Genomic DNA, 23,588 nt, shown 5'->3' on the forward strand with positions numbered 1-23,588 from the left:
GCCGGCGAGGTCCCGACCGCAATCGTGCCGCTGTCGGTACCGACTTGTCGCCGCGGCCGGCAGGACTGGTATGGACGTCCACGTCACGCGCTCGACCCTGCGAGGGACCGCCCGCGCGCCGCCGTCGAAGAGCTACACCCACCGCGCGCTGCTCGCCGCCGGCTACAGCGACGGCGCGACCGTCGAGTCGCCGCTGGTGTCCGCGGACACGCGAGCGACCGCCCGCGCCGTCGCGGCGTTCGGCGGTTCGGTCGCGCGCGCCGGAGACGGGAGTTCGACCGCCGAAGGCGAGCCCGGCCTGACGGGCGCCGACGCGCTCTCGGTCGAGGGGTTCGGCGGCCGCACCGCCGTCCCCGACGACGTGATCGACTGCGCGAACTCTGGGACGACGATGCGGCTGGTCACCGCCGCGGCCGCGCTCGCGGACGGCACCACCGTCCTCACCGGGGACGAGTCGCTCCGCTCGCGCCCGCAGGGTCCGCTCCTCGACGCGCTCGCCGACCTCGACGTCCGCGCGGAGTCGACGCGGTCGAACGGGCAGGCCCCGCTCGTCGTGACCGGCCCGCTCGCCGGCGGCGAGGTCGCCATCCCCGGCGACGTCTCCTCGCAGTACGTCACCGCGCTGCTGATGGCGGGCGCCGTCACCGAGGAGGGGATCGAGGTAGAGCTCACGACCGACCTCAAGTCGGCGCCGTACGTCGACATCACGCTCGAACTGCTCGCCGACTTCGGCGTCGAGGCGACCCCGGTCGACGAGGACGGCGATCCGCTCGACGGTGCCGCGGGCGCCGCGGGGTTCTCGGTCCCGGGCGGACAGACGTACGCGCCGAGCGACGAGACGTACGCGGTCCCCGGCGACTTCTCCTCTATCTCGTACCTCCTCGGCGCGGGCGCGGTCGCGGCCGCGCCCGGCGAGCCGCTCCGGATCGAGGGCGCCCGGCCGAGCGCGCAGGGCGACGCCGCGATCGTCGAGATCGTCGAGCGCATGGGCGTGCCCGTCGACTGGGACCGCGAGGCCGGCGCGATCGCGGTCGAGCGCGGCGATCTCTCCGGCGTCACCGTCGACGTGGGGGGAACGCCCGACCTGCTCCCGACGATCGCCGCGCTCGGCGCGGTCGCGGACGGGGAGACGCGGATCGAGAACTGCGAGCACGTCCGCTACAAGGAGACCGACCGGGTGTCCGCGATGGCCGAGGAACTCGAAAAGCTCGGCGCCGAGACGACCGAAGGGCGGGACGTACTCACGATTCACGGAGGCGAAAGCGATCTCGTCGGGGCGACCGTCGACGGCCGAGCCGACCACCGGATCGTGATGGCGCTGTCCGTCGCCGCGCTGGCGGCCGAGGGGACGACGACCGTCCGCGGCGCCGAACACGTCGACGTCTCCTTCCCCGGCTTCTTCGACGCGATGGCCGACCTCGGGGCGACCGTCGAGCGCGGGGACGCGCGGGGAAGGGAATAGTTATAGCCGTTCGCAATACACACAATAGTATATGGTGGCAGACAGCAGATGAGCGGTGATCCGGCGTCGAACGGAGCGGCGGACGGACCGAACGCGGCGGTCGTCGTCGGCGTCGTGTTCTCGGCGATCGTGGTGCTCACCGTGATCGCGTACACGGTGACTGTGACCACGGTCAACCTGCTTGCCGTCGACCTGCTCGCGTACCCGGTCGGCGGGGTCGCGCCGTTCGTCGTGATCACTGGGGCCATTCTCACGATCCCGATAATGATTCCGACCGCGCTGATCTCGATGAAGCGACTCGGCTGACCGCGGTCGCGGCGTCATCCGGTCACCGCTCGAAGCGCGACGGTCGCCGCCGAATCCGGACCGACGGCTACACAAGCCCACCGGACCGACACACGCGTATGGACGACATCGACGTCGAGCCCGTCGACCGGGTCGACGAGGCCGACGACGACACCGCGGTCGAGCCCGCGGAGACGGACGAGGAGCTGACCGTCGACGAGGAGCTCGCCGACCTGCCCGCGGGCGTCGACGCGCCCGACTACGTGCTGTACGGCGGGAAGGGCGGCGTCGGAAAGACGACGATGGCGGCCGCGACGGGGCTCGCCTCGGCCGCGGGCGGCGTCCGGACGCTCGTCGTCTCGACCGACCCCGCGCACTCGCTGTCGGACACCTACGAGACCGAGATCCCCGCCGAGCCGGCGCGCATCCGCGAGGACGTGCCCCTGTACGCCGCCGAGATCGACCCCGACGCCGCGGTCGACGAGGGGATGTTCGGGGCGGACGGCGACCCGCTCGGCGGGCTCGGCGAGATGGGCGACGCGATGGGCGGCATGGGCGGCGAGGGGCCGATGGGCGGCGCCGAGGGCGAGGACGGCGAGGGGCTCGGCGGACTCCTCGGCGGCACGATGCCCGGCGCCGACGAGGCGGCGGCGATGCGCCAGCTGCTGGAGTACCTCGACGACCCGCGGTTCGACCGCGTCGTCGTCGACACCGCGCCGACCGGTCACACGCTCCGCCTGCTCCAGCTGCCGGAGATCATGGACTCGATGCTCGGGCGCGTGATGAAGCTCCGGCAGCGCTTCTCCGGGATGATGGACGGGATCAAGGGGATGTTCGGCGGCGGCGACGACGACCCCGACCCCTCGGCGGACCTCGAGGAGCTCCGCGAACGCATCGAGCGACTCCGAGCGGTCCTGCGCGACCCCGCGAAGACGGACTTCCGCGTCGTGATGATCCCCGAGGAGATGAGCGTCGTCGAGTCCGAGCGGCTCGTCGCGCGGCTCGACGAGTTCGGAATCCCGGTGAACACGCTCGTCGTCAACCGTGTGATGGAGGGCGTCGGCGACGTGACCGGCGGGAACGGGGCCGGGATCGACCCCGACTGGGTGGTCGAGCCCAACCCCGACACCTGCGAGTTCTGCGCCCGCCGGTGGGAGGTCCAGCAGAGCGCGCTCCGCCAGGCGACGGACCTGTTCCGCGCCCGGGACGTGAAGCGGGTGCCGCTGCTCGCGAACGAGGTCCGGGGTGAGGCCGCGCTGCGGGTCGTCGCGGCCTGTCTGGACTGAGCGGTCCGACTACGGCTCGCGTCCGGCGCTACTCGGTCGCGCTCCCGAAGATCCGGTCCCGGACCAGCTCCGCGACGCCCGCGAGGTGCGCCTGTCCGAACAGCCCGACCAGCACCGCGCCCGCGGTGTTGTACATGAGATCGAGCACGGTGTCGTCGAGCCCGTGCTGCGCGAGCGGCATGTCGATGCCGGTCTCGGTCGCGACGATGTCTAAGCCGAACTCGAACAGCTCCCAGAGCACGCCGAACGCGAGGACGATGAGGACGATGAAGACGAACGCGAACCGCGACGGGATCCGGATCCCGTCGCTGTGGAGGTCGATCGCCCGGAGCGTCGTGTAGCCGACTGCGGCGACCAGGGAGGCCGACAGCGCGTGCGTCATGTGGTCCCACCACTCGACGCGGGCGTAGAACCCGGCCGAGCCGACCGTGTGGAGGAACACGGCCGTCGTGATCCACAGGGCGAGCCACGGGTCGAGCGGGAGGTCGTACCGGCGCTCGAGCGCCGCGGGGACCAGCGTGACGAGGAGCGCAATGACCCCGTTGCTTACTGCCTTCTGCTCGCCCGCGAGGAAGCCGTACGCGACGATACCGACGAGCAGGACCTGCATCGCGCCCGTGAGTCGACGCTGCGACGCGAGCGACAGCCGAGGGAGCAGCGTCATCGCCGCACCACCCGGCGGATGACGCGACGGAGGAGACGTCCCCGGCGGCGGAAGTAGCCGTCGAAGAGGAGTCCGGCCGCGATCCCGGCCAGCGTGACGTACATGTACTCGGTCATCAGCGCGTCGTTCGTCGTCAGGTACGCGGTGCCGACGCGCTGGTCGAGGTTCCAGCGCAGCACCGTCCACACCGCCGCCGTCGCCAGCGTCGTCATCACGACGAAGGCGACCGCGAACCAGTGGGTGAGCCGCAGCGACGTGAACATGTGGAGGTCGACGGCGATCACGAGCGCCAGCGCCGCGATGGCGACGTACGCCGCGAACGTCCCTAACTCGCCGCCGAGGAGCGCGCCCACGAGGACCGGGAGCAGCGCGAGGCCCACCAGCTCGGCCGGGAGCATCGTCCGCCAGTCGCGAGCCGCGACCGTGGGCGCGAGCAAGACGCCGCCGAGTCCGACCGCGATCGCCGCCGACAGCAGGTCGTAGTCGAGCGCGCTCTCGACGAGGACTCCGCCCAGGACGGCGATCATCGCCCACGCGACGAGGGCGTTGAGCCGGCCGTCGCGGATCAGCTGCGTGAGTCTGTCCTCGACGGATCCCAGCGTGCCGGCGAGTTCTTCGCCGGACTCCCCGTCGCCGACGCTCGCGTCGGAGCCGGTCTCGGCGTCGCGGCGTCGGTCTCCGTCCATGTCCGGTACCGAGGCCGGGGAGGATTATAAGCTGTCGCTCCGGATCAGCGGTGGGCGCGACGGTGTACGGCGGCGAACGGGTCCCGAGACCGGCGGCGAACGGACGCGCTTTTACCTTCCACGGCCGTGTTGTCGGTATGAACTGTCGGCGGTGTGGGACCCCGTTAGAGAAGCCGGGGGACTACTGTTTGACCTGTAACACCGCCAACGCCGACGCGGTCGTCGCCGAGTTCGACGCCGACCGCGCGCACCTGACGATGTTGGACGAGGACGCCGTCGTCGGCGAGACGACGATCACCACGCGCCCGGAGGACACCGAGCGCCTGACGGAGGTCCAACTGCGGAACTTCGCGGGGCGCGTCGCCGACGAGATCCGACGCAAGCGACCGGAGACCGTCTACGCCGCCGGCGAGCGCGAGCCGCTCCGCGAGACGCGCGCGCAGCTCCACCACGAGTTCTACCGGGTGCCCGACGGCGGCGCCGGCGGGAGCGACCGAGACGGGACAACGTCGAGCGACCCCGCAGACGACGGCGGGAAGCCGGACGTGAGCCCCCTCGTAGAGTGGGTGCTCGACCGTCGCGGCGACCGGTCGCTGGCGGTGGTCGAGACCCCGCCGCGCGAGAAGATCGGCGGGTCGCACTCGACGCTCATCGGCGACCGCAAGGGGCGGAAGGCCGTCCAGACCGTCGCGGAACACCCGCACGTGAAGAAGATCGTTCCCGGTCCCATCGACGCCGGCGGGACGGGGTCGCGGACCGGCCTCCGCGCGAAGGCGACGCGCGCGGGGACCAACGGCAACGTCCGGCTACTCCTGCGAGACGGCTCTAGCGTCCAGGAGAACCGGATCGTCACCACGGCGATGGACCGCGAGACCGGCGAGCGCGTCCGCGAGGACCTCAACGAGGCGCTCCGGGACGCGGAGCTCCAAGACGTGTAGCTTCCGGCCCCGCCCGGCGTGTGCGGATCTGGCGTCCGATGTGCGTATCTCGGTCGCAGCGCCCGGAAGCGGCCACTACCGACCGCGTCGCTGTCGCGGGGTTTTTCACGAGACCGGTCGTTGCGAGCGGTGTGAGTACCCTCGTCACGCTCGGCGCGGGCGTCGTCTTCGGGCTGGCGCTCGCGGCGCCGCCCGGTCCGATGAACGCGGTGATCGCCGAGGAGGCCGTCCTCCGCGGTCGCTTCGCCGGCTTCCGGGCCGGCCTCGGCGCGGCGACCGCCGACGCGATCTTCTTCGTCCTCGCGTACGTCGGCGTCGTCGCGGTCGTGGAGTCGTTCCCGCTGTTACAGGGCGTCATGGTCGCGGTCGGCGGCGTCCTTATGCTGTACTTCGCCGTCGGCGCGGCCCAAGGCGCGCGGGCGTCGTTCCGTCCGACCTCCGGCGAGGAGCCGATCGCGGCCGAGGGGAAGGGGTTCCGCAAGGCGCTGGTGCTCGCCCTGACGAACCCGTACCAGGTGCTGTTCTGGCTGACGATCGGCGTCGGCCTGCTTCAGCCGGGCGAACTCGACGTGTTGTCCCGGCTCCCGGTGGTCGGAGCCGACCTCGCCGGGACGCTCGTGGTCGCCACCGGCTCGCCCGCGCTCATCGGCGGGTTCTTCCTCGGCGTGCTGGTCTGGGTCCTCGGCTTCCCCACGGGACTCGTCGCCGCGGAGCGCAGGATCGAGGCGTTCGCCCCGATCGTCGCCGTCGCGTCGGCGTTCGTGCTCGCCGGCTTCGGCGTCTACTTCCTCTACGACGCGGCGACGACGCTGGCCGCGCTTGGGGCGTAACCGGGGCGGCCGTCGCCCGTCGGCCGCTCCGCGGCGGCCGCGCCCGCCGTACATGGACAACGGCTTTGACCCGTCGGCGCGACCGTCCCGTATGTTCGAGAAGACGACGTGGATCAAGCTCCCGCGGAACGTCCTCGTGGGACACGACGTCCTCGACGACCTCGGGGAGGCGGTCGGCGAGCTCTATCTCACCGGGCGGCCGCTGATCGTGACGAGCCCGACGCCGAACGAGATCGCCGGCGACCGCGTCAGAGCCCAGTTCGACGACCCCGCGACCGCGGTCGTGGAGAACGCCTCCTTCGCGGCCGTCGAGGACCTGAAGGAGACCGCGGAGGCGGTCGACCCGGGCTACCTCATCGCGCTCGGCGGCGGCAAGCCGATCGACATCGCGAAGATGGCAGCCGACCACCTCGACGTCGGCTTCGTCTCCGTCCCGACGGTCGCCTCCCACGACGGTATCGTCTCGGGGCGCTCGTCGATCCCAGAGGGCGACACGCGCCACTCGGTCGCCGCCGACCCGCCGCTCGCCGTCGTGGCGGACACGACGCTGCTCGCGGACGCCCCGTGGCGGCTCACCACCGCGGGTTGTGCGGACATCATCTCCAACTACACCGCGGTGAAGGACTGGCGGCTCGCCCGCCGCCTGCGGAACGTCGAGTACAGCGAGTACGCGGGCGCGCTCTCGGAGATGACCGCGGAGCTGCTCGTCGAGAACGCCGACATGATCCGGCCGGGCCTAGAGGAGTCGGCGTGGGTCGTGGTGAAGGCGCTCGTCTCCTCCGGGGTCGCGATGTCGATCGCCGGCTCCTCGCGGCCCGCCTCGGGCGCGGAACACCTCATCTCCCACCAGCTCGACCGCATCGCGCCCGGTAAGGCGCTCCACGGCCACCAGGTCGGCGTGGCGTCGATCATGACGGAGTTCCTCCACAGCGGCGAGAACGGGCGGTGGGCGGCGATCCGCGACGCGCTCGCCGAGCTCGACGCCCCGACGACCGCGGGCGAGCTGGGGATCGACGACGCGGAGCTCATCGCCGCGCTCACGAGCGCCCACGAGATCCGCGACCGCTACACCATCCTCCAAGGCGGGATCAACGAGGAGGCGGCGATAGGGGTCGCGACCGCGACCGGCGTCATCGAGGAGTGATCCCGGTTCGGCGCGCGGGACGCCGCCGGACGGCCCCACGTCGCCCCCGCCGAACGGCCCCGCGTCGTCCCCGATCTCCGGCTCTCGATTCCGACCTCGAAAGGCCAATAACGCTCCCGGGAGTACACCTGATATGTCCACCGCCAGCGTTCGCGACCGGGCCAAAGAGCGGGCCACCGCGATAACCGTCCTCCTCACCGTCGTCGGCTACGGCGCCGTAGGGGGCGTGTTCCTCGTTCCAGAGTTCCAAGCGCTGTTCCCGACGCTCACGCAGGAAACGGTCAATCTGCTCGCGCACGCCATCGCGGCCGTCAACACGGTCACCGTGATCTCCCTCTCGCTCGGCTGGTACTGGATCCGGAACGACGAGGTGAAAAAGCACGCGGCGGCGATGACGACGTCGTTCGTCCTCATCCTCCTGTTCCTCGGGATGTACCTCCCGAAGGTCGCCGGGGGCGGCACCAAGGAGTTCGTCCTCGACTCGTCGTACGCGTGGGTCCCGCTGTGGGACTGGGTGTACCCCGCGTACCTGATCATGCTCGCGATCCACATCATTCTCTCCGTGGTCTCGGTCCCCGTCGTCCTCTACGCGATCGTCCTCGGGCTCACCCACACCGAACAGGAGCTCCGGACGGAGACGCCACACCGGCGCGTCGGTCGGATCGCCGCGAGCGCGTGGATCCTCTCGCTCGCGCTCGGGGTCGTCACCTACCTCCTCTTGAACCACCTGTACGACTCGACGTTCGCGGCCGCCGAGGCCGCGACGGTCCTCCTGCCGGCCGTCCCGGTCTAACTCCTCCCCCTCGGCCCCGGCGTCTCGCCGGGGGATCCCGGCCGCCCCCGCCGCCACCGAAACGCTTGACCGGCGGCCGCGACACCCACACCCATGACCGACTGGATCGGCGAGACGTTCACGAGCGACGCGGGCTGGAACCACCTCCTCGACCTCGTCGACGTCGGCGACCGCATGGCCGGCTCGGCGGGCGAGCGCGAGGCGCTTGAGCTGACCCGCGACGCGTTCGCCGCGGCCGGCGCGCGGAACGCCGCGGTCGAGGAGTTCGAGATACAGGGCTGGGAGCGCGGCGACAGCGCGGTCCGCGAGGCCGCGACGGACGAGCCGGTCGCCGTCGGCCCGAACGCCTGTATCGCGCTACCGCGCAGCCCGAGCGCCGAGGTGACCGGGGAGTTCGTCGACCTCGGTCACGGCGTTCCAGCGGACTTCGAGGCCGACCTCGAGGGGAAGGTCGTGATGGTGTCGTCGGACACCCCCGACGCCGTCGACCGATTCATCCATCGCCGGGAGAAGTACTACCGCGCGGTCGACGCCGGCGCCGCCGCCTTCGTCTTCGCCAACCACGTCGAGGGGACCCTCCCGCCGACCGGGAGTGTCGGGACCGCGGAGGCGCCCGTGGGGGCGATCCCGGCGGTCGGCGTCTCGAAGGAGGCCGGCGCCCGGCTGGCGCGGCGACGCGAGGGCGACGACCTGACCGTCGCGGTCGACTGCGAGACGCCGACGGCGACGAGCGGCAACGCGGTCGCCGAACTCGGCCCCGACACCGACGAACACCTGCTCGTCTCCTCGCACGTCGACGCCCACGACATCGCGGAGGGCGCGATGGACAACGGGGCGGGGACGGCGACGATCGTCGAGGTCGCGCGGGCGCTCGCTGCGCGCGAGGGCGAGCTCGACGTGCGGGTCCGATTCGCCGCGTTCGGCGCCGAGGAGGTCGGGCTCGTCGGCTCGTCCGTGGCCGCCGAGGCGGCCGACAGGGAGGCGGTCCGCGCGGTCGTCAACGTCGACAGCAACGTGTTCGGTCGGACGCTGCGGCTCGACCACCACGACTTCGACGCGCTGGCGGCGGCCGCCGACCGTGTGAGCGACCGCTTCGACCACCCGATCGCGACGGGGAGCGAGCTGGTCCCCCACAGCGACCACTGGCCGTTCGTGAAGCGGGGGATCCCCGGGTACATGGTCTCGGGCGAGACCGAGGGGCGCGGCCGCGGCTGGGGCCACACCCACGCCGACACGCTGGATAAGCTGGAGTCGCGAAACCTCCGCGAGCAGGCGATCCTCCTGACCGAGCTGGTCGTCGAGCTCGCCGAGGCGGACGCGTCGGTTCCCCGCCGCGACACCGACGAGATCGCGGCGGCGCTCGAAGCCGAGGGGAAGGCGACGGGGATGAAGCTCACCGGCGACTGGCCGTTCTGACGCGAGGCGAGCGAGAAAGCGGCGGTCCGCGGTTCGTCAGGCGACGACGAACTGGTTCCAGATCCCTTCGACGAGGAAGAACAGCGCGAAGTACGACGACCACACCAACACGACGAGCGAGGCGGCGATCGAGCTCTTCGGCGCCTCGATCGTCATGTCGTTCCGGGCCTCGACGTTGCGGGCCTCCAGCTCGAAGAAGTCGGCGACGAACATCGCGAGGACGAGCACGGAGAGGATCGTCCCTCTCACCGGCGAACCGAGGATGTAGACGAACGAGAGGAGGACAAGCCCGACGTTAGTAAACACGTGCGGCGTGTACGCCTCCACGCTGTCCGCCTCCTGTCCCTGTTCGACGTGCCGCCTGTGCGCGAGGTGCCGCGTGGCGAGGTTCGCGACTGTCATCACGAAGATCGCGTACGGCAGCGCCGGCCCGACGGCCGACAGCCAGCCGAGGGGAACGAGGAACTGCAGTGGGTCCATATCCACCACTTCCGTTCACGACGTATTAGAGTGTTTCCGATCGGCGCGCCCGCGGGGAGGGGCGGCGTCGCTGCGATCGGAACGAGCCGTCCGTCGCTGCGATCGGAACGAGCCGTCCGTCGCTGCGATCGGAACGAGCCGTCGCCGCCACCGGGGGAGGGATCACCCTTGCTCCGCCGTCGGAGCGAGGAGATCGACCGTCGTCGCGGCCTCGATCTTGACCGCGCGATGTGGCTCGACAGTCCCCCAGCGGTCCCCGTCAACGACCAGCGCGACCGACTCCTCCTCGCGCTCGACGGTGACCCCGAGGCGGCCGCTCGCGACCCACGTGTCGGGAGCGGTCGTGAACGGCGAGACGGGGACGACCGCGAGGCCCGCCCCGGGCGATACCAGCGGCCCGCCGGCCGCCGCCGCATACCCCTCACTCCCGAGCGGCGTCGCGACCACGGCGCCGTCCGCGCGCACCGACGCCGACTCGCCGTCGGAGAACGCGATCTCGTACTCGGATATCCGGGCTGGCGCCGCCGTCACGAACGCGACGTCGGCGGCCGCGAACCGGCGGCGACTATCCGGCCGTTCGACCGCGACGACCGGATGAGCGACGCGGGAGAACGCGTCGAACTCGGGAGCCGGCCCGTCGACGACGAGGTCGGTCACGAGACTCGGGTCGACCGCGTGACGGCCCGTTCCGACCGGGAGGATCGGGTGGCCGCGCGTGTCCGTACTCGCGGCCGCGCGCATCGCCTCGCGGAGCGCGGCCTCGCCGACGGCGACGACCACGTCTGCCTCGGCGCGGTCGACGAGCGGGGCGCCCGCGTCGGTCGCCGCCGATCGGATCGCCGCCGCCGGGTCGCCCACGCCGAGAACCGCGAAGGGGCGCGTCGGCTCACTCATGGCCGTGGGTGGGACGAGCGGCGGTGAAAATCCCTCGGTTCGCCGGCGGTCGCCGTCGCGTCGCCGGTGAACGGCGCGAGGAAGAGCGGAGAAACGAGACGAGCGTTTCGCGTTCAGTTCGCAGCGGCGTCTTCGTCGCCGCCGTTGAGAGCGTCACGGAGCTGGCGGCTGGCCGGGATGAGCACCCAGAACGTCGCCGCACCGAGCACCATCAGCCAGAAGAACATGTCGCCCGCGAACACGCCGATCTCGCCGTACGCCGTGTTCACGCCCTCCGCCGGGTTCACGAGCTGCGACACCTGGTAGTACGACGGCGTCCGGTACCAGCCGCCGAAGGTGATCCAGCCGAGACCGCCGATCGCGAACAGGGCGAAGCCCTTCATGAACTCGTCTGCCATTATCTCATGTTTCGCTGGGGTCGTCTTGAGACTTTCCCATCCCCTGTCCGCGGAACCGGGTCCCGAGCACGTACACGGCGGTTCCGAGGATAATGAATCCCACGCCCGTGATCGCCAGTATCGCCACCAGCACGTCTTCCGGGGGCAGGAGTCCGGCGTTGTCGAGCAGATAGACGATGGTCGTCCGGACGAAGCTGATCTGGAGCGTCGCGGCGTCGATGAGGGTGAACCCGACGAAGTAGGTGACGACCGCGGCGAGCGTCGAGAAGACGGTGACGGCCTTGTACAGCCGGAACGGGACGACGATCTCTCGGCCGCTCGGGCCCTCCCGCGGGCCCGTCGGCTCGGTGCGGGGCTCGGCGTCGTCGTCGGCCGCGATCGGATCGCCGGTCTCGTCGAACGCCTGCGAGGAGTCGCCGTCTGTTGAGGATGACATGGGTGATACGGAGCGTCTGAACGGCTGGACCGGACCGCGACCGCGCGTCGGTCACGGGGGCGAAGCGGGCGGGGCTCGACCGGTTACTTCGGCGGGCGGAGCATGAAGTACCGGCGGTTGAGGTCGTACATGTACCCCTCGCGCATCGTCTTCAACACCGCGTAGGTGATGATGCCGGCGACGACGGGGAGCATGAACACGAGCGAGAACAGCAGCTCGAGCGGGACGGGGAAGAAGTTCTGGATGGCGAGCACCGCCAGCGTGATCGCCAGCACGACGCCGGTCATCCCGAGCGCCGCCCAGCCCGGCTCCTCGACGGGACGCCGCGCGTTCCCCTTGTTGAGGAAGGGGACGAGCGTGATGACGCCGAAGATGGCGCCGTGGGCAACGAGCCCGTACAGTTCGTTGGACATGACGATGTTGCCGCCCAACACTGCGAGTTCGGGGTTGATCGGGCTGAGTTTCAGCAGTCCGAACGACCAGTAGAGGTACCAGTCGGGCAGGATGATCGCCGGCGTCGATCCGGGGTTCGCCGGGTCCCCGAAGTGCCCCGGAAGGATCGACGCCACGAGCAGCATGATCCCGAGGAAGAACGACGTGATAGCGAGGTTCCGGATCGTCTCGTGGGGCCACGTCGGGAAGCCGAGCACGTCGCGCTCGACGTACGTGGACTCCGCGCGGAGGTCCTCGTCCTCGCGGCGGGACCGCTCAAAGTACTGGTAGGTGAGCTGTGCGAGCCCCTGGCTGCGCTCCTTGCGCTCCGACCAGGTCGGCGTCTCGTCGTCCGGCGGGACGGTCGCCGGGGGGCCGCCGTCGGTCCGCGCCTCGTCGTCGGTGCCTCCGTCCGTCATGGGAGTGGTGTCGTCGGTCATTGGATTAGTGCGGTTCCGCGATGCCCTGCACCCAGACGATGCCCACGTGGACCGCGATGAGCGCGGTGACCACGAACGGCAGCACGAACACGTGCAGGATGTACATTCTCACGAGCGTCGCCTGTCCGAGGGTGAAGCCGCCGAACAGCAACTGGGCCGCCCACTCGCCCACGATCGGGGTCGCGAGCGCCAGTTCGACGCCGATCTGCGCCGCCCAGAAGGACAGCTGCTTCCACGGGAGGACGTACCCGGAGAAGCCGAACAGCAGCGTCAGGGCGATGAGCACGACGCCGAGGATCCAGTTGACCTCGCGCGGCTCCTTGTACGCGCCGGTGAAGTAGACGCGCAGCATGTGGAGGAACACCGCCGCCACCATGAACTGCGCCGCCCAGCGGTGGATCGCCCGGAGCATGAACCCGAACTGGACGTCCGTCATGATCATCACCATCGAGTCGTACGCCGCCGTCGGGTCGCCCTGCGCCGCCGCACCGGCGGTCGACGGTGCGTAATAGAACCCGAGCAGCGCGCCGGAGACCGCCGCGAGCAGGTATGCGATGATAGAGAGGGACCCGAGCGAGTACAGCGGGTACCAGTACCAGAACTTGTTGTCGAGGTCGTACTGCTCGGTGTGGCTCTTCGGCATCTGGAGGTTCGCGCGGTAGTACATCGTCTCCAGCAGTTCGAGGTAGTCGACGATGCGAAGCCGCTTGTCCAGCCAGATGAGCGTGGTCAGGAACGCCGTCTCGATGGCTGTGAGATCCTGACTCTTGAGCCACGCGTTGTGGTCCATGTCGTCTTGTTTTTTCAGACTCATTGTCGAATCACTTCTTGTAGTACGGGTACACAGCCCGTTTCAGCGTGTCCGCCAGCCCGCCGGTGTCGATGCTTTTGCCGTCCTTGTCCTCCTCGCGGACGTACAGGTCCTCCCACTTGCGACGGCGTTTCTTCACGATCATCACGTCCGGAAGGAACTCTTTCCGGTACAGGAGTAGGATGAACGCGAGATCAATAAAGATGAGGGCGAGAAGCGCCCCGACGAACATGTTGCCGGCCTCCGTCGACGCCCACGCGGACATCAGCCCGTAGGTGAAAAGCGCGACGAACACGACCTCGATGACGGTGAGGAGGACGATCGCGATCGCGGCCGCGGTGCTCTCACGGGCCGGTTCGTACCGGTGAATGTCGCCGTACGAGGAGTTGCCGGAGCTCATCTCGCACCCCCGTGACCCGTGTGGGCGGACTCGCCGTACTTGAGCATGTAGAACGTGAACACGAACGTCAGCCCGATGCCGAGGATCGCGGAGATGCCGACCCAGTGGGCGTGGAGCGGAACGCCGACCTTGGCGATGTCCTCGGGCCACCCGGTGTTCGCGCCGCCGCCGACCTCGACGGTCGCGACGTCCTCGCCGACGGCGATGCCGCCGTGCATGCCGACCGCGGTGTGGGGCACGCAGTGGTAGTGGGTGATCCCGGCGTCCTCGCTCGACGTCTCGTACTCGTAGGTGTACCCCTCCTCGCCGACGGGGTCACCGCTGTCGAAGCTGGCCGGGCCGCCGCCATCGACCGCCTGGACGTTGTGGTCGCCGCCGTTGCCCGTCCACTCCCAGGTGATCGTCGTTCCCTCGTCGACCCACACGAGGGTCGGGTCGAACGCGAGGCCGTTGCTGCCGGCCCCGACCGAGATGGTCACCGAGTCCTGGCCGCGGGCGTCGGTGTACGAGCCCACGTTTCCGCTGGCCGCCCCGCTCGGCCAATCGGGCTGTACCTCCTGTGCAGCCGCCGTTCCGGTCGCCCCGGCGGAGGCCGCGACGGCGGCGGTCGCGCCGCCGGCCGTCCGCACGAAGTCCCGCCTTTTCATACAGTTTCACTCAGGACGGGGTGCGCTTAAACCCACCGACTGATACCGCCGACGCGGAGGTGTCTGTAGGGCCTGAGACCGTCGAAATCGGCGGATTACTCGTCTCGGTCGGGGTCGGTCGTAGCGCCGTCCTCGCCGGTCACGACGCCGTCCTCAACCGGGACGAACTCGGGCCGCTCCTTCGCCTCGCGGAGCGCTCGCAGACGGTCGCGGTACTCCTCCGATCGGAACCGGTCCGAGAGCCGCGCGTTCGCCACCATCGCGAACAGGAACACCCCGACGAGCAGGAACACGATGCCCATCGCCGGCGCGACGATCGTGTCGAGGTCCGTTGCGGCGGTCGCGACGAGGAGCGCCACGCCGGCGAGCACCTGAATCCCGGCGACCGCCTGTATCACGAGGTTGCCGAACTCGCCCGAACCCTCCGGAACGCTGTCGGGGTGCGGGAGCGACCAGTCCTCCGGCGGCTCGGGCACCTCGTACGAGTCCATCGCCGCCAAGGCGACGACCGGTTCGATGTCCCGAAGCACGGTTCCCTCGCCGCGTACCTCACCCGTGGGGCGGATGATCGCGTATCCCTCGTCGGAGTAGACGAGGATGCGCTCCTCGCCGTCCTCGCGGACGCGCTCCAAGACGCCGAACACGTCGCGGGTCGCGATCCGGGACTTCAGCTCGGCGTCGACCCGGTCGAGGAGCCGGTCGCCGGTGATCCACGTGTCGGGGTCGAAGGCGGCGTCCCACTCCTCGGCGCTCATCTGGGCCATGTCCGACGGGCCGAAGTCGTCAAAGTCGTACTCGGACTCGACGCGCTCGCGGAGGGCCTCGATGTCGTCCTCGTCTCCGGGAGCGCCGTCGGCGTCGGTCGACGCGGGCTCCGCTTCCGGAGTCCCGTCGATCGCCCGGGATCCGTCTTCCGCGGGCTCCGTGTCGGGGGCTTCCGGGTCGTCGGGCGGGTCGGCCGACTCCTCCGACGGCGACTCCGGCTCCGACCGCGTCGAGGTGTCCTCCATCGCCCCGGGGTACGTGCTCCTGACGCTAACTGTTTTCGTCCGCGCCCCGACGGCGAGAGGGCGGGACCGCGGGCGCCCGACGCGGATCGGGGGGCTTTACGCGCCGGAGTACGTATCGACGGTATGGTCGACGAGTCGGTCATCGCGGCCCTCGCCGGGATGTCCGTGACGACGAGTCTCCCGTTCCTCCTGTACGGCGCCTGGATCATGATCGACGCAGAGACGGTGTCGTGGAACGTGCTGATGCGCCACCTGCGGTACATCGTCGTCGGACTGGTGCTCACGACGGTCCCGATAGCCGGGTGGATGGTCCCGCGCGTCCTCGACCAAGTGAGCGGCATGGCGATCCTCCACGCGTTCTTCGGCGTTCAGGCGTACGCCCTGTTGGCGTTCGCGCTCACCGGGATCGTGCGGATCTTCCAGGCGAAGCGGAACGCCGACGCCTACGAGGACCCCAGCGTGGACATCGACGAGCTCCACGAGGACATGAGCCACTGGCGGAAGCGGCTCCGCGCCGGCGTCGCCGGCTTCATGCTCCTGTGGTTGTGCGCGTGGGTGACCGGACTCTACCGGCTCGTCACGCTCCACTTCGGCTCGCTGTTCTGACGGCGGCGGCGCGAACGGTCGGCGTCGAGAGGCGTTCCCCCGACCGACAGCTTCAATCCGGGTTTGTCCCTAACGGTGGTATCGTGGCAGTCACCTTCGATCTCTTCGGGACCCTCGTCGACGTCGAATACCCGTCCGACCCGGCGGAAACGGTCGCGCGCGAACTGGAGTCCCGCGGCGTAACGGTCCCCGACGACTGGCACGTCGCGTACGGCGAGCAGCACGTCGAGGCGCCGGCCGGCGCGGAGGTCCCTCTCCCCGCACACGTCGCTCGGGCGCTGGACTCCCGCGGCGTCGACGCGGAGCAGAACGTCGCCAGGCACGCCGTGATCGCGGCGTTCGACCCGGACGTGACCCGGCGCGACGGCGCGCTCGACGCGGTCCGGGGCGCGGCCGACCGGGGCCCGGTGGGGCTGCTCTCGAACTGCGCCGTCCCCGAGCTCGTCCCGCGGACGCTGATCCGGGCCGGGCTCCGGGGCGAGTTCGACGCGGTCACGACGAGCGTCGGCTGCGGCTGGCGGAAGCCGCACCCCTCCGCGTTCGAGGCCGCGGCGGAGGCGCTCGGAACGGCCACCACCGGCCTCGTCCACGTCGGCGACGACCCGGAGACCGACGGCGGGATCGTCGCCGCCGGCGGCCGCTTCGTCGACGTGACCGAGACGCCGCTCTCCGAGGTCGTCGCGGAGTTAGAGGCGGAGCCGTAGGGGCGTTCGGTGGACGGCGGGAGCCGCGGAGTCAGTCGAACCCGCGGTCCGCGAGCCGCGCGCGCCACGCCTCGTCGGCCCGTCCCTCGGCGACCAGCTTCTCGACGTGCGCGGCGACCGTCGCCAGCGCGAGGTCCCGCACGCCGGAGAGGTCCTTCTCGTAGGCGCCGTCGACGACCGCGTCGAGGTCCGACGCGCCGCCGTCGAGCGCGGCGATCACGTCTCGCTCGCGGTCCAGCCTGTGATCTATCAGCCGCTCGCAGGCCGCCGGCGGGTCGTCTATCGGCGGGCCGTGTCCGGGGAGGAGTCGGTCGTAGCCGGCGTCGCGCACGCGTTCGAGGCTCGCGAGGTAGGCAGCGAGGTCGCCCTCGGGCGCGGCGACCGCGACGCTCCCCTCGGCGACGGCGAGGTCGCCGCAACACAGCACCGACCGCCCCGACTCGGTCCCCGGACCGCCGGCCGCGAACGCGAGGTGGTCCGGCGCGTGTCCCGGCGTGTCGACCGCGCGGACCGCGGTGTCGGCGACCGTCTCGCCCGGCGCGACCGTCTCGTCCGGCTCGACCCCGGCGGCCGCGGCGAACCGGTCCGCGTGGTCATCGCGGGCGACGACCGTCGCGTCCGTCAGGGCGGCGTAGTCAGCGACCGCGCCGACGTGGTCCGGGTGGGCGTGGGTGACGGCGATCGCTTCGACGGACGGGGCGTCCGCGTCTACCGATCCGCGCTCCGCGAGCGCCGCGTCGAGCGCGTCGGTCCGGGCGGCGGGGTCGGCGAGGAGGCCGTCCAACAGGTACGCGTTCGTGGTCCCGCCCGGCGCGCGCGTGTCGACGGGGACTTCGACCCGGGTAACCGCGGGACCTTCGAGGCGGTCGGGGTCTTCGGGATCGTCGACCGACATCGCTCAGTCCCCGCGACCGAGCGACGACCGCGCGGCCGGACCGGGGCCGGAGCCGGGACGCTCGCGACCGGGGATCGGCACATCGGTGTCGCCGGCGACCGCGTACGCCCCGAGGTCGGCGACCCCGGCGTCGACCGCTTCGACCGAGTCGTAGTGGCGGCCGACGACGATGTCACCAGCCGTGCTCCGGTTGATCCCGGGGATCGCGGTGAGCTCGTCCATCGAGGCCACGTTGACATCGAGCGGGTACGGGACGCCGGTGACGGAGCGGTAGCCGTGGTCCGTGATCGCCACGTCGATGCTCGTTCCGAGCTCGCGCTCGCCCGGCACCGCGACGAGGAGCGCGTACGTGCCGAGCTGGCGCCCGAACGTCTTGCCGTCCTGGTGGTACTCCAGGTACACGTCCGGGAGGACGGTTCCCGGCGGCACAACGCGGTCGAGCATCGGGTTGTCGATGGTCTCGCGCACCTCGCGCTTGTACGCCTGGAACTGGTCTTTGTGCTCCTGTGCGACCTCGGCCCCCGTCTCGGCCATCTCTGTGCCCGCGAACGCCATCACCTGCCGGATGTTGATCCGGCGGAGCATCAGCCCCTCGTCGTACACCGTCTGGAGGAAGCGCTTGTTGTGCTCGTACGTCTCCGGGCGCTCGCCGGTCAGCCCGTGGACGAGGTTGATCCCGGGGAGGAGCTTCGGCAGCCGCGGCGAGGCGTCCGGTCCGGTTGAGGGACCGGTGACGCGGGCCGGGTCGCCGGGCGTCGTCTCGGGGGCGTCGCCCGGGCGCCAGCCGCCCTCCTCGTTGACGACGCGGACGGCCTCCAAGCACTCCTCGGCGGTGACGAGGAGGTTGTTCTCTTCCTGAACGACCGGGTCGGCCGATTCGAGCCCGAATGCGGCCGTGTCGCCGGGCGTGTTGTGCTCGGCGATGACGCGGATCGCCTCGCGGGACGCCTCCGGGTAGTCCGTGATCGTCACGGGGTTCATGTTGTCGAGGTGGAGCGTCCGGAGGTCGGGCGCGACCTCGCGGATCCCGCCGTACAGCTCCCGGAGCGCGTCGGGGTTCGGCGCCTCGCCGTCGCCGCCGAACGCGAGGATGTCGGCCTGCCGTCCGAGCCGGAAGTGTCGCACGCCGCGGTCCGAGAGCGCGTCGACCTCGTCGACAACCGACCGCGCCGCGCGGAACGCCGGGTCGCCGTACAGCGGCTCCGTACAGAACGAGCAGCGGTAGGCGCACCCGCGGGAGGTCTCCATCTCGCAGATGAGGTAGTCGGGGTGGTTCGGGTGCTGCTCGACGACGAACGCCCCCTGCCGGGCCCAGCGGTCGACCTCCTCGTTCGTGCGCATCCGGTTGCCGTACCCTTCCAGCCCCTCGCGGACGAGGTCGTGGGCCGCGGCCTCCACGTCGCCCATCGCGACGAAGTCGTAGTCGAGGTCGTCGCGTCGGGTCTCCTGCGCGCCGGCGTTCTCCTCGCCGACGCCGAAGCGCACCGGGCCGCCGAGCAGCGTCACGCCGTCGGCGGTCCAGCCGAGCTCTCGCACCTCGTCCGGCTCCGCGGGGGTGCCGCCGACGTACTTCCCGGGCACCGTCATCCCGCCGACGTAGATCATGAGGTCGGCGTCGGCGACGTCGGCGTGCTTGCTCCGGTCCTCGCGGAGCTCGTCGATCGTGTGATAGGTGATCGCCGACTCGGGGACGCCGGCGTCGACGAGCGCCCCGGCGGTGTATCGGGGGTACGTCGAGAGGTACGGCGGGACGCCGAAGTGGGCCGGCTCGTCGACGTACCCGTCGACGATGGTGACGGAGAGGTCGTTCGGGTCGGCCGGGAGCGACCCCCGAGCCGACGCGGGCGAATCGGTCATGTTACCGTCCGTACTCGACCGAGACGGGAAAAGCGTGCGGAACGCCCGAGCCGCGCCGGATTACTTATGACGGAACGCGCGGAAACCCCGACCATGCCCTCTGAAACGCCCCCGAACGGTGAGACGACCTCCGGCGACGGCGCGCCAGCGCGCGCCGACGGGTCCGCTCGCTGGCAGCGAGTCGGAAACTACGTCTCGTTCGCCGCGCTCTGCGCGCTCGCCGCGATGCAGTTTCTCGGCACCAATCCCAGACCGTGGGGACTCGCCGCCGGCTGGGCCGCGGCGACCGCAGTCGCCGTCGGCCCGATCGCGTGGCTCGCCCGCGACCACCTCTCGCCGGATCGCTACGAGATGCTGACCTACGTCGCCTTCGGCGCCGCGATCCTCGCGATCTCCGTCGGGCTGGGAGTCGCGCTTGCGTTCGAAATCCCGTTTCGCCCGTACGGTCCCGGCTTCCTCGCCGGCACGGCGTTGGGTATCGCAGTCGTCGCTGTCGCCGAGCGAACCGTCGTGCCGGACCGGATGCGCGGTGCGGGGGTCTGAGCGCCGCATCGCGCGGTTCGCACCCCCGGCTCGCCGCCGCCACGCCGTTTAAGCCGCCGCCGATACTACGTCTGCGTATGCCATCGACGATGGAGGTCAAGTGCGTCAGCGACGACTGCGAGCTCGACATGTTCGAGAACCACTACACGTACGACGTGCCCGACGACCACGCGGTCGAGGACCTCTCGTGTCCGTACTGCGGCGGGAGCGACCTCGTCGAAATCGAGGTGTGAGCGGTGGACGGACTCGTCGAAAGCGGTCGCTCCGCGCTCCGTAACGCCCTCGAACGCGTCGGCCGCGGCTGGGGTCGTGTCCAGGAGCGCCGCCCGCTCTCGCACGACCTCCTCGAGAGCGACGACGCGTACCTCGTGGTCTTCGACGCCCCCGGCGTGCGCGGCGAGGACGTCGACGTCACCTTCCTCGACCGCACCGTCGAGGTCTCGCTCGAACGCTTCCGCGACTTCTATGACGGCTACGACCTCGTGTTTCCGGGCCGCGGCGTCTCGCTGTCCGGCAGCGTCGACCTCCCCCGCGACGCCGACGTGACGCCCGAGGGCGCGAACGCGACGCTCACGCGCAACGGGACGCTCCACGTCGAGATCCCCAAACGCGGCGGATCGAGCGACGTCGACGTCGTCGAAGAAGACGACTGACTCCCGGCTTCGGCTCTGCGGCCGCTGCTATTCCTCCTCCGTCCGGTTCGACAGCGACATGCCCTCGACGATCTCGAACGCCTCGTCGCCGTCGAACCGATCCGAACCGAACCGCGTCGGGTCGAACGCGCCGATCCACGGCGATTCCGGCCCGTCGAAGGCGGCGCCCGCGAGCGACGCGAGCACGCCCTCGGCCACCACTTCGCCGACGGCCGGCGCGCGCATGAACCCGTGGCCCTGCCAGCCGGCGGCGACGAAGAGCGTCGGATCGCCCGCCTCCGAGTCGACCGGGCCGACGAGCGGGTCGCCGTCCGGCGTCGCGGTACAGAGTCCGGCCCATGCCCGGGCGTCGTCGATCCCGCGGTCGACCCGTTCGCCGCGGTCGGATCCCTCGCCCCCGTCGAGGCGGTCCCCGCGGGCGAGGCGCTCGTCGAGGGCGCCGGCGAGGTCCTCGCGGAACCAGTCGTCGGCCTCGCGGCGGTAGTCGTCGGGGTCGGCCGGGACCGGCTCAGTCCCGTCGCCCGCAAGCAGGCCGTCGGGGTGCGGGCGGAGGTACGCGTCCGCGGTGGCGTCGTAGACCATCGGCCCGTCGTAGTCAGTTTGGGTCACGAGCGCCTGGACCCGGTAGGGGACGACCGGGACGGAGACGCCCGCGTCCGCGAGGAGCGACCGAGCGTGTGCCCCGGCGGTGACGACGACGGCATCGAAGGCGCGCGTCTCGGCCGCCGGATCGCCGTCGGCTCCGTCGTCACCGACTCGGATATGTCGTTTCGCGCCGGGCCGCGGCCCGAGCGCGACGGCGGTGTTCGTCTCGATCGCGACCCCCTCGCGACCGGCCCGGTCGCCGAGCGCGCGGACGTAGCTCGACGGGTCGGTCCAGCCGGCCCCCTCGGCGACCGCCGCGACGGTGAGGTCGTCGGTGCGGAGCGGCGGGAACCGTTCGCCGAGCGCGTCGGGGTCGACGAGCGAGACGTCGCGGCCGTGGCCGCGCATGCGATCGACCATCCCGGGAACGGCGTCGGCGTCGGGGTCGCCCTCGCGCACGGCGATCACGTACGGGCAGGGCGAAAACGAGAAGCCGGGCAGCGACCGGTCGAGTACTCGGAAGCGCTCGATCGACCGGGCGCCGACCGCGGCGTCGACGTCCTCGGCGTAGGCGTCGTAGAGGAGGCCAGCCGCGCGCCCGGAGCTCTCGGCCGCGAGCTCCCCGCGCTCGTAGAGGGTCACGTCGGCGCCGCGCGCCGCGAGGTCGTGCGCGGTCGTGACACCGACCGCGCCGCCGCCGACGACGGCGACCGTCGGCGCTACCTCGTCTGGGTCGGTCATGCGTCAGGACACGCGAACGACGAGGAAAAGCCACCGGGACGGCGAGAGGACAGATCGACTGCGGCGGCGCGTGCCTGCGAGCGGCCGGAGCGAAGCGGCGGCCGCGAGGGGCACGCGCGAGGGAGCGGTGAGCGCTCGGAGAGCGCGAACCGCGAGGCTGGGGAGGGGTGAGGCTGCGATGCGGTTGCGGTGCGGTTGCGGTAGGTGGGACTCGAAGTGGCAGTCGCGAGGCGAACGCGGGCGACGTAAGCACCGCAACGAGAGAGCGAACGGAGTGAGCGACCGAGCGAGGAGCGCAGCGGGCGTGCGTTCGCCTCGCGGCTGGGGCTTCGGAGGAGTTCGCCGTCGATCCACCGCCTCTCGGTCGTGAATGGGAAGATCGTGATATGAATCTACACACCACATACAGCGGGTGACACGCGTGTCCCCGGCCACGTTATAGGCGTCGAAGCCCACGCGTGTAGTATGAACCAGCTCGTGAACGGCGAGTGGCGCACAGACACCTACGAGACGACCGACGAGGAGGGCGCGTTCCAGCGCGGCGAGACGACGTTCCGGAACTGGATCGCGGGCAGCGACGTGCCGGACCACGTCGACGCGGAGCCGGACGAGCGCTTCCAGCCGGAGGCCGGTCGCTATCACCTGTACGTGTCGTACGCGTGCCCGTGGGCGCACCGCACGCTACTCGCGCGGTCGCTGTTGGGGCTCGAAGACGCGATCGGCGTCTCGGTCGTCGACCCGTACCGCGACGAGGACGGCTGGCAGTTCACCCCCGAGAAGGACGGCTGTACGCCCGACCGTCTCCACGACAGCGACTACCTGCGCGAGCTGTACGTCGCGGCCGACCCGGACGCCACGTGTCGGGTGACCGTGCCCGTGCTGTGGGACACCGAGGAGGAGACCGTCGTCAACAACGAGTCGCGGGAGATCCTCCGGATGCTCTCGACCGCGTTCGCGGACCTCGGAAACGACGTTTCGCTGCTCCCCGACGAAGACGACGACGCGACCGTCGCCGAGGTCGACGAGGTGATCACGGACATCTACGAGCCGATCAACAACGGCGTCTACCGCGCGGGCTTCGCCACCTCGCAGGCGGCCTACGACGACGCGATCGACGACCTGTTCGGCGCGCTCGACCGCTACGACGACCGGCTCGTGGACCGGCGCTACCTCGTCGGCGATTCGCTCACCGAGGCGGACATCTGTATGTTCACCACGTTGGTCCGCTTCGATCAGGTGTACCACACCCACTTCATGTGTAACCAGCAGTTCATCCACCAGTACGACAACCTCTGGCCGTACCTGCGCGACCTCTACCAGACGCCGGGCGTCGCCGAAACGGTGAACATGGACCACATCAAGGAGCACTACTACACCACCCACCCCGACGTGACCCCGACGCGCATCATCGCGCGCGGCCCTGACCTCGACTTCGAGGCCGACCACGACCGCGACCGGCTCACGGGCGCGCCGCCGGCGCCGACGGCGGACGACTGAGCGAGAGCGGTTCCGGGCGGCTCCGCCTGTTACCGGATACATCTGGTTCTTTGAC

At 70.8% G+C, this 23,588-nt stretch carries 28 protein-coding genes; 14 read left to right on the forward strand and 14 right to left on the reverse strand.

Annotated features, from left to right (window positions below):
* The first annotated feature begins 70 nt into the window (after nucleotides 1–70).
* From aroA to EXE51_RS13970, 3 genes are all read left to right on the forward strand, one after another.
* Nucleotides 71–1,462: a 3-phosphoshikimate 1-carboxyvinyltransferase gene (gene aroA / locus EXE51_RS13960; protein WP_094495317.1), complete on the forward strand. Its 1,392-nt coding sequence runs from the start codon at nucleotides 71–73 to the stop codon at nucleotides 1,460–1,462.
* Between the two features lie 48 nt (nucleotides 1,463–1,510).
* Nucleotides 1,511–1,768 (forward strand): hypothetical protein, encoded by a 258-nt coding sequence (locus tag EXE51_RS13965; protein WP_049931278.1) that lies wholly within the window; start codon nucleotides 1,511–1,513, stop codon nucleotides 1,766–1,768.
* A gap of 98 nt (nucleotides 1,769–1,866) precedes the next feature.
* Nucleotides 1,867–3,033, forward strand: coding sequence for a TRC40/GET3/ArsA family transport-energizing ATPase (locus tag EXE51_RS13970; RefSeq protein ID WP_089307914.1), 1,167 nt, complete (start codon nucleotides 1,867–1,869; stop codon nucleotides 3,031–3,033).
* A 28-nt stretch (nucleotides 3,034–3,061) separates the two neighbouring features.
* On the opposite strand, the gene EXE51_RS13975 is transcribed toward EXE51_RS13970, so the two are convergent.
* Together EXE51_RS13975 and EXE51_RS13980 are read right to left on the reverse strand one after the other, a co-directional pair.
* Entirely contained in the window at nucleotides 3,062–3,697 is a 636-nt protein-coding gene (locus EXE51_RS13975; protein WP_089307915.1) for a hypothetical protein, read from the reverse strand.
* On the reverse strand, nucleotides 3,694–4,383 hold the full coding sequence (locus EXE51_RS13980; RefSeq protein ID WP_086219713.1) for a hypothetical protein: 690 nt from the start codon (nucleotides 4,381–4,383) through the stop codon (nucleotides 3,694–3,696). The genes EXE51_RS13975 and EXE51_RS13980 overlap by 4 nt, the downstream gene beginning before the upstream one ends.
* A gap of 137 nt (nucleotides 4,384–4,520) precedes the next feature.
* Here EXE51_RS13980 and EXE51_RS13985 point away from each other — a divergent pair, with 137 nt between their 5' ends.
* From EXE51_RS13985 to EXE51_RS14005, 5 genes are all read left to right on the forward strand, one after another.
* Nucleotides 4,521–5,321 (forward strand): DUF2103 domain-containing protein, encoded by an 801-nt coding sequence (locus tag EXE51_RS13985; RefSeq protein WP_089307916.1) that lies wholly within the window; start codon nucleotides 4,521–4,523, stop codon nucleotides 5,319–5,321.
* 131 nt (nucleotides 5,322–5,452) lie between these two features.
* Nucleotides 5,453–6,151, forward strand: coding sequence for a LysE family translocator (locus tag EXE51_RS13990; protein WP_049931285.1), 699 nt, complete (start codon nucleotides 5,453–5,455; stop codon nucleotides 6,149–6,151).
* 91 nt (nucleotides 6,152–6,242) lie between these two features.
* Nucleotides 6,243–7,295 (forward strand): NAD(P)-dependent glycerol-1-phosphate dehydrogenase, encoded by a 1,053-nt coding sequence (locus EXE51_RS13995; protein WP_049931286.1) that lies wholly within the window; start codon nucleotides 6,243–6,245, stop codon nucleotides 7,293–7,295.
* Between the two features lie 133 nt (nucleotides 7,296–7,428).
* Nucleotides 7,429–8,088, forward strand: a complete 660-nt coding sequence (locus tag EXE51_RS14000; protein ID WP_049931287.1) for a DUF420 domain-containing protein — start codon at nucleotides 7,429–7,431, stop codon at nucleotides 8,086–8,088.
* A 93-nt stretch (nucleotides 8,089–8,181) separates the two neighbouring features.
* Nucleotides 8,182–9,504, forward strand: coding sequence for a M28 family peptidase (locus tag EXE51_RS14005; protein ID WP_086215853.1), 1,323 nt, complete (start codon nucleotides 8,182–8,184; stop codon nucleotides 9,502–9,504).
* A 36-nt stretch (nucleotides 9,505–9,540) separates the two neighbouring features.
* Here the strand turns inward: EXE51_RS14005 and EXE51_RS14010 are convergent, their stop codons facing one another.
* From EXE51_RS14010 to EXE51_RS14050, 9 genes are all read right to left on the reverse strand, one after another.
* Nucleotides 9,541–9,984 (reverse strand): hypothetical protein, encoded by a 444-nt coding sequence (locus EXE51_RS14010; RefSeq protein WP_049931289.1) that lies wholly within the window; start codon nucleotides 9,982–9,984, stop codon nucleotides 9,541–9,543.
* Between the two features lie 162 nt (nucleotides 9,985–10,146).
* Nucleotides 10,147–10,878: an NAD(+)/NADH kinase gene (locus tag EXE51_RS14015; RefSeq protein WP_137692861.1), complete on the reverse strand. Its 732-nt coding sequence runs from the start codon at nucleotides 10,876–10,878 to the stop codon at nucleotides 10,147–10,149.
* A gap of 113 nt (nucleotides 10,879–10,991) precedes the next feature.
* A complete protein-coding gene (locus tag EXE51_RS14020) occupies nucleotides 10,992–11,276 on the reverse strand; it encodes a hypothetical protein (RefSeq protein WP_049931291.1) in 285 nt (94 codons plus the stop codon).
* Nucleotides 11,277–11,280: 4 nt separating this feature from the next.
* The gene (locus tag EXE51_RS14025) at nucleotides 11,281–11,712 is read right to left on the reverse strand and encodes a hypothetical protein (RefSeq protein WP_049931292.1); all 432 of its coding nucleotides are present in this window, start codon (nucleotides 11,710–11,712) and stop codon (nucleotides 11,281–11,283) included.
* Between the two features lie 83 nt (nucleotides 11,713–11,795).
* Nucleotides 11,796–12,584, reverse strand: coding sequence for a cytochrome b (locus EXE51_RS14030; protein ID WP_049931294.1), 789 nt, complete (start codon nucleotides 12,582–12,584; stop codon nucleotides 11,796–11,798).
* Nucleotides 12,585–12,588: 4 nt separating this feature from the next.
* Entirely contained in the window at nucleotides 12,589–13,398 is an 810-nt protein-coding gene (locus tag EXE51_RS14035; RefSeq protein WP_049931295.1) for a cytochrome bc complex cytochrome b subunit, read from the reverse strand.
* Between the two features lie 7 nt (nucleotides 13,399–13,405).
* Nucleotides 13,406–13,795 carry a hypothetical protein gene (locus tag EXE51_RS14040; RefSeq protein ID WP_049931296.1) on the reverse strand — a complete coding sequence of 130 codons (390 nt, stop codon included), beginning with the start codon at nucleotides 13,793–13,795 and terminating at the stop codon, nucleotides 13,406–13,408.
* Nucleotides 13,792–14,442 carry a halocyanin domain-containing protein gene (locus tag EXE51_RS14045; RefSeq protein WP_049931297.1) on the reverse strand — a complete coding sequence of 217 codons (651 nt, stop codon included), beginning with the start codon at nucleotides 14,440–14,442 and terminating at the stop codon, nucleotides 13,792–13,794. The genes EXE51_RS14040 and EXE51_RS14045 overlap by 4 nt, the downstream gene beginning before the upstream one ends.
* A gap of 95 nt (nucleotides 14,443–14,537) precedes the next feature.
* A complete protein-coding gene (locus EXE51_RS14050) occupies nucleotides 14,538–15,452 on the reverse strand; it encodes a hypothetical protein (protein WP_137692862.1) in 915 nt (304 codons plus the stop codon).
* Between the two features lie 123 nt (nucleotides 15,453–15,575).
* On the opposite strand from EXE51_RS14050, the gene EXE51_RS14055 reads away from it, so the two are divergent.
* Complete coding sequence (locus EXE51_RS14055) at nucleotides 15,576–16,058, forward strand: hypothetical protein (RefSeq protein WP_049931299.1); 483 nt, start codon at nucleotides 15,576–15,578, stop codon at nucleotides 16,056–16,058.
* Between the two features lie 83 nt (nucleotides 16,059–16,141).
* On the forward strand, nucleotides 16,142–16,762 hold the full coding sequence (locus tag EXE51_RS14060; RefSeq protein WP_049931300.1) for an HAD family hydrolase: 621 nt from the start codon (nucleotides 16,142–16,144) through the stop codon (nucleotides 16,760–16,762).
* A 31-nt stretch (nucleotides 16,763–16,793) separates the two neighbouring features.
* Here the strand turns inward: EXE51_RS14060 and EXE51_RS14065 are convergent, their stop codons facing one another.
* The gene (locus EXE51_RS14065) at nucleotides 16,794–17,657 is read right to left on the reverse strand and encodes an MBL fold metallo-hydrolase (protein WP_089307920.1); all 864 of its coding nucleotides are present in this window, start codon (nucleotides 17,655–17,657) and stop codon (nucleotides 16,794–16,796) included.
* Between the two features lie 3 nt (nucleotides 17,658–17,660).
* Nucleotides 17,661–19,514, reverse strand: coding sequence for a radical SAM protein (locus EXE51_RS14070; protein ID WP_086215847.1), 1,854 nt, complete (start codon nucleotides 19,512–19,514; stop codon nucleotides 17,661–17,663).
* A gap of 93 nt (nucleotides 19,515–19,607) precedes the next feature.
* Between EXE51_RS14070 and EXE51_RS14075 the strand changes: the two genes are divergently transcribed.
* The 3 genes from EXE51_RS14075 to EXE51_RS14080 all read left to right on the forward strand — a co-directional run bounded on the left by EXE51_RS14075 (nucleotide 19,608) and on the right by EXE51_RS14080 (nucleotide 20,710).
* Nucleotides 19,608–20,057 carry a hypothetical protein gene (locus EXE51_RS14075; protein WP_137692863.1) on the forward strand — a complete coding sequence of 150 codons (450 nt, stop codon included), beginning with the start codon at nucleotides 19,608–19,610 and terminating at the stop codon, nucleotides 20,055–20,057.
* Nucleotides 20,058–20,134: 77 nt separating this feature from the next.
* Entirely contained in the window at nucleotides 20,135–20,290 is a 156-nt protein-coding gene (locus tag EXE51_RS17800; protein WP_017342671.1) for a hypothetical protein, read from the forward strand.
* A 3-nt stretch (nucleotides 20,291–20,293) separates the two neighbouring features.
* Nucleotides 20,294–20,710, forward strand: coding sequence for an Hsp20/alpha crystallin family protein (locus EXE51_RS14080; protein WP_049931306.1), 417 nt, complete (start codon nucleotides 20,294–20,296; stop codon nucleotides 20,708–20,710).
* 27 nt (nucleotides 20,711–20,737) lie between these two features.
* Here the strand turns inward: EXE51_RS14080 and EXE51_RS14085 are convergent, their stop codons facing one another.
* Nucleotides 20,738–22,036, reverse strand: a complete 1,299-nt coding sequence (locus tag EXE51_RS14085; protein WP_137692864.1) for an FAD-binding oxidoreductase — start codon at nucleotides 22,034–22,036, stop codon at nucleotides 20,738–20,740.
* A gap of 465 nt (nucleotides 22,037–22,501) precedes the next feature.
* On the opposite strand from EXE51_RS14085, the gene EXE51_RS14090 reads away from it, so the two are divergent.
* Entirely contained in the window at nucleotides 22,502–23,533 is a 1,032-nt protein-coding gene (locus tag EXE51_RS14090) for a glutathione S-transferase family protein (protein ID WP_137692865.1), read from the forward strand.
* Nucleotides 23,534–23,588: the final 55 nt, after the last annotated feature.

This window comes from Halorubrum sp. CGM5_25_10-8B (assembly GCF_005435095.1).
GTDB classification, from domain to species: Archaea; Halobacteriota; Halobacteria; order Halobacteriales; family Haloferacaceae; genus Halorubrum; species Halorubrum ezzemoulense.